This window comes from Flavobacterium sp. 9, from assembly GCF_002754195.1.
Classification (GTDB): Bacteria; Bacteroidota; Bacteroidia; order Flavobacteriales; family Flavobacteriaceae; genus Flavobacterium.
The window spans coordinates 2321228-2336250 of record NZ_PEEU01000001.1; the positions used below are offsets into that span (position 1 = coordinate 2321228).

Annotated in this window: 10 protein-coding genes; 9 read left to right on the forward strand and 1 reads right to left on the reverse strand. The window is 33.4% G+C overall.

The window, feature by feature from the left end:
* Window positions 1–109 precede the first annotated feature (109 nt).
* The 9 genes from CLU81_RS09310 (at window position 110) to CLU81_RS09350 (ending at window position 14451) form a co-directional block, all read left to right on the forward strand.
* Window positions 110–1825, forward strand: a complete 1716-nt coding sequence (locus CLU81_RS09310) for a hypothetical protein (RefSeq protein ID WP_099709536.1) — start codon at window positions 110–112, stop codon at window positions 1823–1825.
* A gap of 85 nt (window positions 1826–1910) precedes the next feature.
* On the forward strand, window positions 1911–5138 hold the full coding sequence (locus CLU81_RS09315) for a SusC/RagA family TonB-linked outer membrane protein (protein ID WP_099709537.1): 3228 nt from the start codon (window positions 1911–1913) through the stop codon (window positions 5136–5138).
* Window positions 5139–5143: 5 nt separating this feature from the next.
* Window positions 5144–6679: a SusD/RagB family nutrient-binding outer membrane lipoprotein gene (locus CLU81_RS09320; protein ID WP_099709538.1), complete on the forward strand. Its 1536-nt coding sequence runs from the start codon at window positions 5144–5146 to the stop codon at window positions 6677–6679.
* 302 nt (window positions 6680–6981) lie between these two features.
* The gene (locus CLU81_RS09325; protein WP_099709539.1) at window positions 6982–10137 is read left to right on the forward strand and encodes a SusC/RagA family TonB-linked outer membrane protein; all 3156 of its coding nucleotides are present in this window, start codon (window positions 6982–6984) and stop codon (window positions 10135–10137) included.
* Between the two features lie 12 nt (window positions 10138–10149).
* Window positions 10150–11625, forward strand: coding sequence for a SusD/RagB family nutrient-binding outer membrane lipoprotein (locus CLU81_RS09330; RefSeq protein ID WP_099709540.1), 1476 nt, complete (start codon window positions 10150–10152; stop codon window positions 11623–11625).
* A gap of 128 nt (window positions 11626–11753) precedes the next feature.
* Window positions 11754–12281, forward strand: coding sequence for an immunoglobulin-like domain-containing protein (locus CLU81_RS09335; protein WP_158235323.1), 528 nt, complete (start codon window positions 11754–11756; stop codon window positions 12279–12281).
* Between the two features lie 21 nt (window positions 12282–12302).
* Window positions 12303–12788, forward strand: coding sequence for a lipid-binding protein (locus CLU81_RS09340; RefSeq protein WP_099709542.1), 486 nt, complete (start codon window positions 12303–12305; stop codon window positions 12786–12788).
* A gap of 87 nt (window positions 12789–12875) precedes the next feature.
* Window positions 12876–13610 carry a 23S rRNA (guanosine(2251)-2'-O)-methyltransferase RlmB gene (gene rlmB, locus CLU81_RS09345; protein WP_099709543.1) on the forward strand — a complete coding sequence of 245 codons (735 nt, stop codon included), beginning with the start codon at window positions 12876–12878 and terminating at the stop codon, window positions 13608–13610.
* 40 nt (window positions 13611–13650) lie between these two features.
* Window positions 13651–14451, forward strand: coding sequence for a DUF2490 domain-containing protein (locus CLU81_RS09350; protein ID WP_099709544.1), 801 nt, complete (start codon window positions 13651–13653; stop codon window positions 14449–14451).
* A 7-nt stretch (window positions 14452–14458) separates the two neighbouring features.
* Here CLU81_RS09350 and CLU81_RS09355 read toward each other — a convergent pair whose 3' ends face one another.
* Window positions 14459–14962: a hypothetical protein gene (locus CLU81_RS09355; RefSeq protein ID WP_099709545.1), complete on the reverse strand. Its 504-nt coding sequence runs from the start codon at window positions 14960–14962 to the stop codon at window positions 14459–14461.
* Between the last annotated feature and the right edge of the window lie 61 nt (window positions 14963–15023).

Genomic DNA, 15023 nt, shown 5'->3' on the forward strand with positions numbered 1-15023 from the left:
GTATAAAATATTTTTCACTATACAAACGTTAATTCATTAATTTTCAATAACATTATTTAAGCTTATGAATTTAGAAACAAACAATAGATATTTGCAATACTTTTAATAAATGAAAAAATTGCTTTCGAAACCCTTTTTACACCTACTCTTTTTTTGCATAAGCATTTCCTGCTATGCACAAAACTTCCATTTAAAAATAAACGGATCAAACCAAACTCAATCCCAAACAATTGACTCTCTAAGCTATACAACAAATCACAATAATATAAAATCCTTATTTGACGAAATAAAAAACACTTCAGAAAAATTATCAAAAAAGGGATACATTGACAATAAAATCTTAGAAACCAATAAAACAAACGACAGCACTTATACAACAATAATTGAGCTAAACAGAAGAACAAAATACATACATATATATATAGGTAGAAATAAATCTTTTTTTGATGTTTCAGAAACAAACAAAGACACTTTAATCATACCATATGAAGAGGTAGAAAACTTTCTGAATCAAAAAATAATTGACGCAGAAAAAAGAGGTTTTGCCCTAAGCAAAGCAAAACTTGAAAACATCCAAACAAAGAATTCAATAATTTACGCCGATTTAACTTTTAAATCCGAAAAAAAACGCACAGTAAATTCAATTATTCTTAACCAGGAAAACAACAATAAAAAAAGCTATTTCCCAAAAGGACACCTAAAGCAACTCAATAAAAAATACCTTAATAGAACTTTTAACCAAGAAACAGTAAAAGAACTTTACAACGATATTAACAGCTACGAATTTGTCACTCAGACTAAATATCCTCAAATATTATTCACAAGTGATTCTACCAAAATCTACACTTATATCGAAAAAAGAAAGGCAAATACTTTTGATGGTTACATCGGTTTTTCGAATGACGAAAACAAAAAGCTAACACTCAATGGATACCTAGACATAGCACTATTAAACACTCTTCATGCCGGAGAACAATTTTCGCTATATTGGAAAAGCGATGGAAATCAACAAAAAACCTTCAATACAAAAATAGAAATCCCATATATTTTTCAATCATCATTGGGACTAAAAGCACAATTAAACATCTTCAAACAAGACAGTACTTTTCAAAACACTAAAACCTCCATAGATCTAGGCTATCTTATAAACTACAATACAAAAATATACTTTGGCTATCAATCCACAGAATCAAGCGATATTCAAAACACAAATAACGCAACCATTAGTGATTATAAAAACTCATACATCACTTCAACTTTTGAATATAAAAAAAGAGATCCCGAAAACAATCTTTTTCCGAGGAAAGCTTCTATAAATTTTATAATGGGATATGGAAAACGAAACACAAACGGTGATCCGGAAACAGTAGATTCAAGCCCCCAATTCTATACAAATTCAAATCTTTCTTACAATTTCAAAATAGATAAAAGAAACTATATCTATATAAATCCACAATTTTTCTATTTGAAAAGCAAAAATTACATTACTAACGAATTATTTAGATTTGGCGGAATAAATTCGATAAGAGGTTTTTCAGAAAATAGTCTTCAAGCAAATTTCACATCCATGCTTCTTACAGAATACCGATACATTGTTTCAGATAATTTATATATAAACTCAATTATCGATTACGCAATATATCAAGACTTAACAAGAAATTCAAATCCCAAAAAAATTAACAATTTAACAGGAATTGGAATTGGGGCAACAATACAAACATCTGGCGGTTTATTGAGGATTAATCTCGCAAACGGAGGCGAAAGCATTAAAGAAATACAATTATTTAACACTATGGTCAGCATATGTTATAATGTTAAATTTTAACCCTTCTCAAAAAAACTTTAAACTATCATTAGGAAAGTTAACAAATTATTAAGAGTTTTGCAACACTAATTCAAAATATTTAAAAATGAAACTAAAGTTCAATGGATTCTTAGTACTACTGTTAGTGCTAATGGCGCAGCTAAGTTTTGCGCAAGAAAGAACCGTTTCAGGGACAGTTTCCGACAATGCAGGAATGCCTTTGCCAGGCGTGAGCGTATTAGTAAAAGGAACTAAATCTGGAACACAAACTGATTTTGACGGAAAGTTCTCCATCAAAGCATCAACAAGCCAGGTATTGGTATTTAGCTACATTGGGATGAAAACCCAAGAAATAGCAGCGAGCTCATCACTAGTTAATGTAAAACTAGGTGATGCAGCACAAGAACTTGAAGGCGTTGTTGTAACGACAGCTTTAGGTGTAAAAAGAGAGAAAAAATCTTTAGGTTATTCTTCTCAATTAGTAACAGCTGAGCAGGTTAATAGCTCACCAACAAACAACTTCCTAAACAATTTATCTGGAAAAGTTGCCGGTTTAGAAATTAAAGCAAACTCTAACTTTGGAGGATCTACAAACATTGTCCTTAGAGGTGTTAAAAGTATCACTGGTAACAACCAAGCTTTGATTGTTGTTGATGGTGTAGCAGTTAGTAATGCAAATTTAAATGACACAGATTCACAAAACGGAAGACAAGGATTCGACTTTGGTAACTCTGCATCTGATATTGACCCAAACAATATTGAATCAATCAACGTTTTAAAAGGTGCTGCTGCAACAGCTCTTTACGGTAGTCAAGCTTCAAACGGAGCGATCATGATTACTACTAAAAAAGGGAAAAAGAATTCTGCATTAGGAGTTTCTGTTAGCTCAACAGTATCTGTTGGAGCAATAGACAAAAGCACTATGCCAAGATACCAAACTCAATACGGAGAAGGATATGGCGGAGAAGACAGTAGTTATACTGCTGACGTATTTGGTAATCCAAACGGACTTGTAGCTTCAACTGGAGACGATGCTTCTTACGGAAATAAATTTGACCCAAACATCATGGTATACCAATGGGATGCATTCGTATTAGGAAATCCTAACTACGGAAAAGCAACTCCTTGGGTAGCTGCTAAAAACGACCCTAAATCATTTTTTCAAAAATCAACTACCTACACAAACAACGTAAATTTAAGTGGTGGTGATGAAAAAGGAGCATACAATTTAGGATTTACAAACATCAACAACACAGGTGTTTTACCAAACAGTTTATTGAACAAAAACTCTCTTAACGGTAACTTCTCTAGAGATCTATCAGACAAATTAACTTCGACTGCATTCTTTACTTTTACTGACCAAAACACGACAGGTAGAAATAACACAGGATACGGAGACAACTTCATTGGAGGATTCAGACAATGGTGGGCAGTTAACAACGACATTAAAGAATTAGAAAGAGAATACAACAGAACAGGACAAAATACTACATGGAATCAAACTGATCCAACTAGTGGAAATTTAGCACCTGCTTTCTGGAACAACCCATATTTTGACAGATACCAAAATTACGAACAAGATTCTAGAACAAGATTCTTAGCAGGTACAAGTTTATCTTATAAAATTACACCAGACTTTGTACTTTTAGGACGTGCAACTATCGATTACTCTAACGACCAACAAGAATTAAGAAAAGCAGTTGGAAGTCACGCTGAAACATTTGGTATTAGTGGAGCTAACGATGGTTCAGGATATTCTTTATACAAAAGAGATTTCATGCAACAAACTTATGACTTCATCGCTACTTATAACTTTCAGTTAGGCGAAAACATTGGAGCAAAAGCTTTAGGTGGTTACACTTATTTAAGATCTGATGCATATTCAATTCAATCATCTACAACTGGTGGTTTAGCATCTCCAGGATTATACAGCTTAGAAAACTCTAATGTATTTTTACCAGCAAGAGAATCTCAAATTGCTTATGAAAAATCAGGATTGTACGCTCAATTATCATTAGACTACAAGAAATTCTTATTCTTAGAAGGATCTTTCAGAAATGATAAGAGTACAGCTTTACCAACAGAAAACAGCAACTACAACTACTACTCAATAGGTTCAAGTTTAATCTTCTCTGAATTAGTACAAGCAGACTGGTTATCTTTAGGAAAAGTAAGAATCAATTATGCACAAGTTGGTAATGACCCAGCAGCAGGAAGACTTGGAGCAAAAGTAAACAACTACGGTATCGACGGAAATCCTCTTTTTGGAAACAGCCCAACATATTTAGATTTTGCTAATTTAAAACCAGAAACTCAAAAAGCTTGGGAAGCAGGTTTAGAGATGTCAATGTTTAAAAATAGATTAAATTTTGATTTGTCATTATACAAAACAAACACAGAAGATCAAATTTTCAACGTACCACAATCTACTTCAACTGGAGTAAACTTCGCAACAGTTAATGCTGGAGAGATCGAAAACAAAGGTATCGAGTTAGCTTTATCTGGAAAAGTAATCAAAACACAAGATTTCACTTGGGATCTTGGAGTTAACTGGTCTACTAACAAAAACACAGTAGTTTCTTTAAACCAAGGAAGAGACAATTTATTATTAGCAACTTTTCAAGGAGGAGCTTCTTTAAACGCAACTGTTGGACAACCATACGGAACATTAAGAGGAAAAGACTATACTTATGACGCTAATGGAAATAAAGTTATCGATGCAGATGGATTTTACGTATTAGCATCAAACAAAGTTATCGGTAACACTCAAGCAAAATGGCTAGGTGGTATATCAAACAAATTCTCTTACAAAAATCTTTCTCTTAACTTCTTAATCGATGTTAAAAAAGGAGGAGATATCTTCTCACTAGATCAAGCGTACGGACAAGAAACAGGTATATATGACCTAGGAATAAATGACTTAGGAAACTCTGTTAGAAATCCTTTAACAAACGGAGCAGATAGCGGTGGTGTAATTTTAGCTGGAGTTCATGCTGACGGAACACCAAACACAACTAGAATTGACGCTTCAACTTCTGGTGGTACAGCTTTTAGCTCTGATGTAAATCCAACTAAAGCTTATGTATACGATGGTTCATTTGTAAAATTAAGAGAAGTAGGTTTTACATATACTGTACCATCACAAATTTTAGACAAACTAAAACTTAAAGGATTATCTTTTAGCGTAATCGGAAACAATGTATGGATCATCCAAAAAAACCTTCCTTACTCTGACCCTGAAGCAGGTTCATCAGCAGGAAATATTCAAGGATTTCAATCAGGAGTTATGCCAGCAACAAAAGTATACTCATTTAACGTAAAACTTAACTTCTAGACAAAATGAAAAAGATATTATTATCAATAGTAACACTAACTGTACTAACTCTTTCGAGTTGTGTTAGTGACAATGACAGTTTTAATGACGATGAGAAAAAGTCTTATGACGTTTCTGCAGAATCATTATTAACAGATGCACAAAAAGAATTAACAGATCAATTAACAACTCCAAGTGTTAATAATAATCCGTTACGTTATTATGTTCAATATTGGGCTGCTACATTATACGCTGCAGAATCAAGATACAACTTAACAACCAGAACAATCCCGGATACACACTGGACAAACTTATATCAAAATGTTTTAGGTAATTTACAAACATCAGAGCAAGTATTACTTAAAGCAGTAAAACCTGGTAACGTAGCAGATAGCGACTGGCAAAAACAGCAGCAAAACAAAGTTGCAATACTTGAAATCTTAAGAGTTTATACTTACCAAATATTGGTTGATACCTTTGGAGATATACCTTATTCAGAGTCATTACAGAATCCAAAAATTATTCTACCTAAGTATGACAATGATGCTGCAATTTATCCATTATTAATTACTCGTTTAAATGCTGCAATTGCAAAACTAGACACAAGTGGAAAAAGTTTTGACAAAGGAGATCTTGTTTACAAAGGAAATGTTGCTGACTGGAAGTTATTCGCAAATTCGCTAAAACTTAAAATAGGAACAAACCTTTCTGATATAGATCCAGCTTTAGCTAAAACAACTATTGAAGAAGCTTATACTGCAGGGGTAATATTAGATAACCCTAAAAATGCTTTATTTACATATGCATCATTTGCTCCTAACTACAACCCAATTTTTGACAATTTGGTTGCAAGTCAAAGAAATGACAACGTTCCTACAACTACTATAGTTAACAGAATGAACGCATTATCTGACCCAAGAAGACCAATTTTCTTCACGCCAATGGCTGACGGAACTTACAAAGGAGGAAATCCAGGATCACGTAATGCAAATCCTTACGAAACATCTTATTCACATGTTGGTGATGCAATTAAAAAGCCAGCTGCACCAGGTGTTTTATTAGAAGCATTCGAAGTTAACTTCTACTTAGCTGAAGCTGCTGCAAGAGGATTATCAGTAGGAAACACTCCAGAATACTACTACAATAAAGCAATCACTTTGTCATGTAATTTTTGGGGAGTTACTCCTGAAGAAACTAATGCATATTTAGCTCAGCCAACAGTAGCTTATACAACAGCTGCTACTACTCCAATTGACGGATTCCCTGGAACCGGAACTGGTACATGGCAAGAAAAAATTGGTTACCAAGAGTGGATTGCCTTATACAACAGAGGCTTCCAATCATGGACCGCTTTTAGAAGATTAGATTTCCCTATATTAATAACTAGTGCTACTTCTTTATCTATCGCAAGAGGACAAGTACCAGTTAGATGGTTTTACCCAAATGCTGAACAAACAGTTAACGGTACAAACTGGCAAGCTGCATCTGCAGCAATTGGAGGAGATCTTTTAACTACAAAAATTTTCTGGGATGTAAAACAGCCTCCATTAAAAGACTTGTAACAATAACATAATTTAACATAAAACCACCCTCGAAAAGGGTGGTTTTTTTTTGCAAAAGTTATAAAAAAAAGAAAAACAACTATAATTTTCCGAAATTTAACATTTCATCGAATACCAATACTTTCCATTATTATCATATTTCAAGTTAAAAATTACGAATTTACAATTTATGTATCTTTTTTAACTATAAAAAAACAATATCTTATAGTAAAATCATAATTTAACTAAAAAAAAAGCTTTTTATATTAGGTAGATTAACAAATTATTAAGATTTTTGTCGAACTAATTCAAAATAATTAAAAATGAAACTAAAGTTCAATGGATTCTTAGTACTTCTTTTGGTACTGGTAGCGCAATTAACTTTTGCGCAAGAAAGAGCTGTTTCAGGTGTTGTTTCCGATAATTCAGGTATGCCTTTACCAGGTGTAAGTGTATTAGTAAAAGGAACAAGAACTGGAACACAAACTGATTTTGATGGTAAATACTCTATCAAAGCGTCAACAAGTCAAGTTTTGGTATTTAGTTACATTGGGATGAAATCTCAAGAAGTTTCTGCTGCCACAACATCAGTAAATGTAAAATTAAAAGATGATTCAGTGGAACTGGAAGGTGTAGTAGTAACTACAGCTATCGGTATCAAGCGTGAGAAAAAATCTCTAGGTTACGCATCAACAACACTTAATTCAGAAGAATTAAACAAATCATCTCAAGGAAATATCGCAGATGCGTTAAAAGGTAAAGTTGCCGGTGTAACTGTTTCGAGCGCTTCTACAGATCCAGGTGCTTCATCTGGGGTAATCATTAGAGGATTCAGTAGTTTATACGGTAACAACCAACCACTTTATGTAATAGACGGTATTCCTATTAACAACGGATCTACTTATTCTGATAGTTTAAGTGGAGGATATGATTTTGGTCGTGGATCAGGAGATATCAATCCAGAAGATATCGAAACAATGTCTATCTTAAAAGGAGGTGCTGCAACAGCACTTTACGGATCAAGAGGAGCAAGTGGAGTTATCATTATAACTACTAAAAAAGGTAAAGCTGGAAAAATGAGTGTTAGTTTCGCAAATGCGACTTCATTTACAGAAATTCTAAGAACTCCAAAATATCAAGACCAATTTGGTCAAGGTTGGAATGGACAACACGTACTTATCGAAAATGGTTCTTGGGGACCTAAATTTGATGGTGTTGTTAGACCATGGGGTAGCGTTGTTGATAATTCTCAAAAAATCAAACCTTACTCTTTTCAACCAGATCAGTTAGAGCACTTTTTCGATACTGGAACAAATGCTTTAAATACTCTTTCTATTTCTGGAGGTACTGGAGATACATCTGTTAGATTATCTTACTCAAACTCACAACAAGATGGTATCATGCCGTCTGATGCAGATAAATTTGAAAGAAATACTTTAGGAATCTCAGGAACATCTAAAGTAAACAAAATGACCATCACAGGTAGTTTGAATTATGTAAATACTGGTGGTAGTGCAGTTGCAACTGGACAAGGATTAACTGTTATGAATAACTTAATGCAAATTCCAACAGATCTTCCTATCACTGAATTTAAAAACTACAAAGATAAATTCAACAATGTATCAAATTATTACACTCCTTATGGTGTAACAAATCCTTATTTTACATTAAACGAAAATGGATCAAAATATGCTAAAGACAGAGTTTACGGATCTATTGAATTAAAATATGATCTTAACAAATGGTCAAATTTAGTATACCGTTTTGGAGTTGATCAATCTAGTGAAAGCATAGCACTTTGGGAAGAAAGAGTAGACGCTGCTCCTGGAAGTCCAAATGACGGATCATCAACTGAATCACCAGGTTCATATTCTGAATCAAAAACTATTACAAAACAAATAAACCACGAGGTTTTATACAATTTAGATTTCACGCTTAATTCAGATTTCCAATTACAAAGTACATTTGGTTTCAACATGAACCAAAGAACAGGAAGTACAATTTCTGGAGCTGTAGGAAGTCAGGATATTTTAGGTTTTCACTCACTTGACAACTCTTCAGAAACTGCAGTAGCAACTTCTAGCAGAAGTGAAAGAAAATTGTATGGTCTTTACAACAGTACGTCTTTAAGTTTTAAAAATCAATTATTCTTAACTACAAATTTACGTAATGACTGGTATTCAACTTTACCACAAGGGAGCCGTTCAGTTTTATACGGTGGGGTGAATTTAAGCTGGGCATTTACTGATACTTTCCCAGAAATTAAAAGCGTAGTAAATTTCGGAAAATTAAGAGCTAACTACGGAGAAACAGGAGTTGATACAAATCCTTACCAAGTTCAATCTGTATATACAAAAGGAAATGTTGGTCTTGGATTCGGAAATTTAACTTATCCTTTTAGCGGAGTAAACGGTTATGAAGTTGATAACAGAGCTGCTAATCCAGATTTAAAACCGGAAAGAAGAAAAGAATATGAATTTGGTATTGAAGCATCTTTCTTCAAAAACTTTATTAATATTGACCTTTCTTACTATGATTCTAAAGTTGTTGATCAAATTATTCCTTTAGCTTTAGCTTCTACAACTGGATATACAACGCAAATCGCGAATGTAGGAACTATTTCAAATAAAGGTTTTGAAGGATTAGTAACTTTCAATTGGATCAAAGCTAAAAGTACAGGTTTCGGATGGTCAACAACTGTTAATTATGCTAAAAACAATTCTAACCTAGTAGAATTAGATCCAAGATTAAAACAACTTAACTTAGGTGGTACGACTTCAATTGGATTAATTGCACAAAAAGGTCAACCACTAAGTTTAATTCAAGGATCTGTTCCAGAAAGAGACCCTCAAGGAAATATAGTAGTGGATATAAACGGTATTCCGGTTGCATCTACACAAAAACAAGTATATGGTGATACTCAATACGATTATACAATGGGTATTGGAAATACTCTTAGTTATAAAAACTTTACCTTAGACTTTTCTTTTGACATTCGTCAAGGTGGTTTAATGTTCTCTAGAACTGCAGACATAACACGTTTCACAGGTAACTCTATTACAACAACATACAACAACAGACAACCGTTTATTGTTCCTGGTTCAGTAGTAAAAACTACAGCAGCAGATGGATCTGTTACTTATGCACCAAATACAGTAGCTGTTGATTCAGCACACCAAGATGACTACTATTCATCTGATGCATTAGCAAGAGAAACTGTAATTGACAAATCTTTTATCAAATTAAGAGAAGTTGTATTAGGATATGAATTCCCTAAAAAACTTTTAGGAAATGCGCCTATTCAATCTTTGTCTTTATCAGTGATTGGAAGAAACTTATTCTTATGGACACCTAAGAGCAATCAATATATTGACCCGGAAACATCTACTTTTGGTACAGATTTATCAGGACAATTTGGAGAATTTAGTGCAAATCCTTCAACAAGAAGCTTAGGTTTTAGCGTAAAAGCAAACTTTTAATAAAAAAATAATATGAAAAATATATCAACAATACTAACCTTAATCTTTTCTATAGGAGTTTTTACTTCTTGCGATGGAGATTTGGATGTAAACACAGATCCTAACAAACCTGGACAAATCAATGCTGGATTAGCACTAGCTTCATCAGAAGCGTCTATCATAGCAATGACTGGTGGAGAATTAGCAAATTTAGGAGGTTTTTACGCACAATACCACACACAATCTCCAAGTGCCGGTCAATATGATGTTATTGATCAGTACAATTTAAATACTGCATTTGCCAACAGGCCTTGGGATGAACTTTATGCTGGTGCACTAAACGACTTACAATTTGTTTTAAGCGAAGCAGCTAAAAACAAAAATACCGGACAAACACTAATTGCTACTTTATTACAAGCTTATACATTTCAGGTTATAACAGATCTTTTTGGAGATGTTCCTTACAAAGAAGCTTTAGCCGGAATAGGAAACTTCAACCCTAAAGTAACTTCTCAAGAGGAGATCTACAAAGATCTATTAGTAAAAATTGATGCGGCTGTAAATGCTTACAAAGCAAATCCAGTAGATTCTGGTTTTGGAAAACAAGATCCAATCTACGGAGGTACTGAAAGCGAATGGATTAAATTTGCAAATACATTAAAGTTAAAAATCTATATACACTTAGCATATACACCGCTTGCAAATCCAGCGGCAGTTCAAGCTCTTTTAGCAGAAAACAACTTCATTACAAGTGATGCTAAGTTTGGAATATTTACTATTCAAACTTCTCAACGTAATCCATTTTATGAAGTTAACTTATCTTCCGCACCTGGTCTAGGAGACATTAACCATATTGCGAGTAACACTTTATTACAATTCTACACTGAAAATAATGACCCTCGTATAAGTGCTGTATATAGACCTACAGCTGCTGGTGCTTATCTTGGTTTGAATCAAGGTGATGGTGAAAACTTCACTAACACTGCTCTTGCTTATGCAAGACCAAATATTACAGCACAAACTCCGGTTTACTTACTAACTGTAGCAGAAAGCAACTTCTTACAAGCAGAGGCATTGATCAGATATTCTGGACAAGCAGGAGCTAAAGCAAAATACGATCTTGGAGTTCAAAACTCTTTTGTAACTTATGGTTTACCAATTGCAGGAGCAACAACTTTAACTGGAGCTACAGGACCTTATGCTTTTGTTGCCGGATTACCAACTGAACAAGCAGTGAGACAAGTAATCATACAAAAATGGGCTGCTTTAGCTAATGTAAACAATGTTGAAGCTTACATTGAAACTACAAGAACTAAATTCCCTGAAGTTGTTCCTTTTGGAACTCAAGATTACGCTAAAGGAAATAGAATACCTTCTCGTACTTCTATTTTAACTGGCACCACTATTCCAAGTGTTTTATTTTATCCTCAAAGCGAAATTGATAAAAATACAAGCATAAAACAAAGAGCATCAATTACTCAAAAAGTATGGTGGGATCAGAAAAATTAATATAATACTTTAAGTATATGAAAAATTTAAAAACAACAAAAGTAATAGGGATTTTATTTCTATTTCTAGCAATAACTTCTTGCAGCCTTGACCCTGTAATAAATTCAAAAATCACCTACTATCCAAACATGGAAATTAATGGTGATGTAGTAACAGTACTTACAAAAGGATCTGCTTACACTGAACTTGGCTGTAAATCTGAAGCAGATGGAAAAGCTCTACCAGTAAAAACAACTGGAACAGTAGACTCAAACACAATAGGTGTTTATAAAATCGTTTACTCATCTACAAACGTAGATGGTTTCTCAGCGGCTAAAACTAGAACCGTTATAGTATTAAGTCCAGATCCAAGTACAATTAATCTGGAAGGAACTTTCTATAGAGGAGCAAATGCTAATGTTGTCAAAAGAATTTCTGACAGAGTTTATGTATGCGACAATGCTACTGGATACACTGTAGGAGACCCAAATGATATTACATTAACATTCTATAACTTAGACGATAAGAAAATCTATGCTCCATTTACAGCTAATGCATCCAAAACGGGATTATCAGCAGAAAGTAATATTGGAACAATTGTAAATCAAAATTCATGGAACTGGGTTATCTACGCATCAGGATTTTATGGTACTGCAGTGAGAGCTTTTACACGTTAAATTCATTAAAAATAAAAAATTATGAAATCAAAAATAATTAAGGGACTACTTGCTTTGTCTATTACCTTAGTTTTTACTTCATGCAATAACGATGGTTATGATGAGTACAAACCACTAGTAACACCATCTATCGAAATGAATGGAGATTGGTACATTGATGGTAGCAATACGAGCAAAGTTTTATTCCAACATTCATCATTTGTTACATCTGATACCAACGAAGGGAATAATACCATGTATATTGATGACCGTACAATTGGTTATCTTAAAGGTAAAATTACTGTAGACACTAAAAGCTTAACATTTAGCACAACTAACTCACCTAATTTAATAGATGAAGGTACTTTCACAATTACTGAAGGTAAAATTTTGAAAGGTGCTGCACATTCAAAAACAGGAAATGTTACTGATAGTATTTACTTTAAAGGTGTTTTTAGCTATGCGCCAACTGAAATCATAACTTTTGCTGGTCATAAAAAAACTGGGTTCTTAGAAGATAATTACTAAAATAGTAATTTACTAATACTAGAAAACCACTCTGTTCATTCAGAGTGGTTTTTTTTTTTATATAAACATTATACCTATATTTGTCCCATGGAAAAAGAACATCAAATATTTGGAATTAGAGCCATTATAGAAGCAATTCAAGCAGGAAAAGAAGTTGATAAAGTATTTATACAAAAAGAAATTTCCGGAGAATTAATGAAAGACTTGATGAAAGTGATGAAACGCGCTAACATTAATTTCTCTTACGTACCTGTAGAAAAACTAAATAGACTAACGCCAAACAATCACCAAGGAGCCGTTGCGACAATCTCCCCTATTGGTTTTATAGAATTAGAACATTTAGTAGAATCAACAATTGAATCAGGCTCAAAACCATTATTTTTAATATTAGACCAAATCTCTGATGCCAGAAATTTTGGAGCCATAATCAGAACTGCTGAATGTACCGGAGTAAACGGAATCATTATTCAAAAAGCCGGTTCAGCACCTGTAAACGGAGATACAGTAAAAACATCTGCCGGAGCAGTTTTCAATGTGCCAATTTGTAAAGTTGAACATATTAAAGATGCCATATTTTATCTTCAGGGTTCAGGAATAAAAACTGTTGCCGCAACTGAAAAAACAGATCAGAATATTTACGATATAGCTTTAAACGAACCCGTAGCAATTATCATGGGATCTGAAGACAGAGGAATAAATCCATCTGTACTTAAAATTGTTGATGAAAAAGCAAAATTACCAATGTTTGGAACAATAGGATCTCTAAACGTTTCGGTAGCTTGTGGAGCATTTCTATACGAAGCCGTTCGCCAAAGAAGTTAAAAGTATTGAGAATTAAGACGTCACATAAACAAAACAATGAATGTCTTCAAAATTTACTCATAACATATCACTTAAAAAAAATACTCTTATACTTGTAATTTTTCTAATTACAAGTATAAGCTATGCTCAAACAACTACCTACAATCAATTTTGGAATGAATTTCAATTCAACCGAACCATAAATGAAAAATGGTCTGCCGAATTAAACCTCGGAGCAGCTTATAGCAGCACCGAATCTTCTTCTAATATTTTTCAACAAAACATACAAAGATCAGCAAGAATTTGGGGACATTACTACCTATCTCCGCGCTGGAAGCTCTCCTCTTTCGTAGCATACAATTTTAATAAAGACGTTCCTGAAATAGGACAATTTAAATCACCCGAAGTACGTTTTGCCCTTCAGGGTATTTATTACTTTCATAAAACCGGCTATACATTAAGCACCAGAATGAGAATGGAACTTCGACATATGCGAAATGAAGAAGGCGCTTATGACAATGTTCTCCGATATCGTCAACAAGTAAAATATCTAAAACCAATAAATAGTAAAATTCTTCGTGAAGGCGTAGTTTATGCAATAGCATCAGATGAATTGTTCTTTAAATCAGGTACGAAAGTAACTGGACTTAGCTTCTTTGACCGAAATAGACTTAATATTGGAGCAGGTTATTTATTTACCGATGATATTCAAGCAGAACTAACTTATGCTAATGAATATCTTCCCAGAGACGGAGGAAATCAAATTGTCAATGCAGCATCATTAACGATTATTTTCAATAATTTTTTTGAAAACCTAAAGAAAAAATTGTCACACAAACATGAAGAAGTAAACGAAGACTAATATTTTACTATTCTTCCTTTTTTAAAAAACAACTCAACTGTTTCATGATTGCATCTTTATGCAGTTTAAAAGTATAATCCCGAACAAACTCAGTTCCTTCCATTCTAATCTCTGCTACCGTTGCTTCAAATTTAGAAAACGACTCAATATCCTTATCATCTATTAGATACAAAACCTGCATAATCGAATCATTATGTCTGTATTGTGTATCATAATGTGCCAGTTTGTAAACCTTATTATCTGCAAGATGTATCACTAAATCATCTTTGATTTTTTTTCCTTCTTTTTTCGACGGAAACGGTGTTGGCTGCAAAGAAACAAAGTAATGCTCTTTATCAGTCACGATATTAATTTTTAAAGACTTTGATTTTGTTGTATAAAAAACAGCCGGATCAAAATAATATACCATTGTACCATCTGCCAACATTCTGTTCTTTATATCGCATTGCGCAATTATTTTTGAACTGATTAGTACTAAGAAAACCAAAACTGTGAAGCTTATTTTTTTCATAACAGGTCAGATAAATGAGAATGACTATTACAAAAATAATCAATATAAATCAAACCAAATG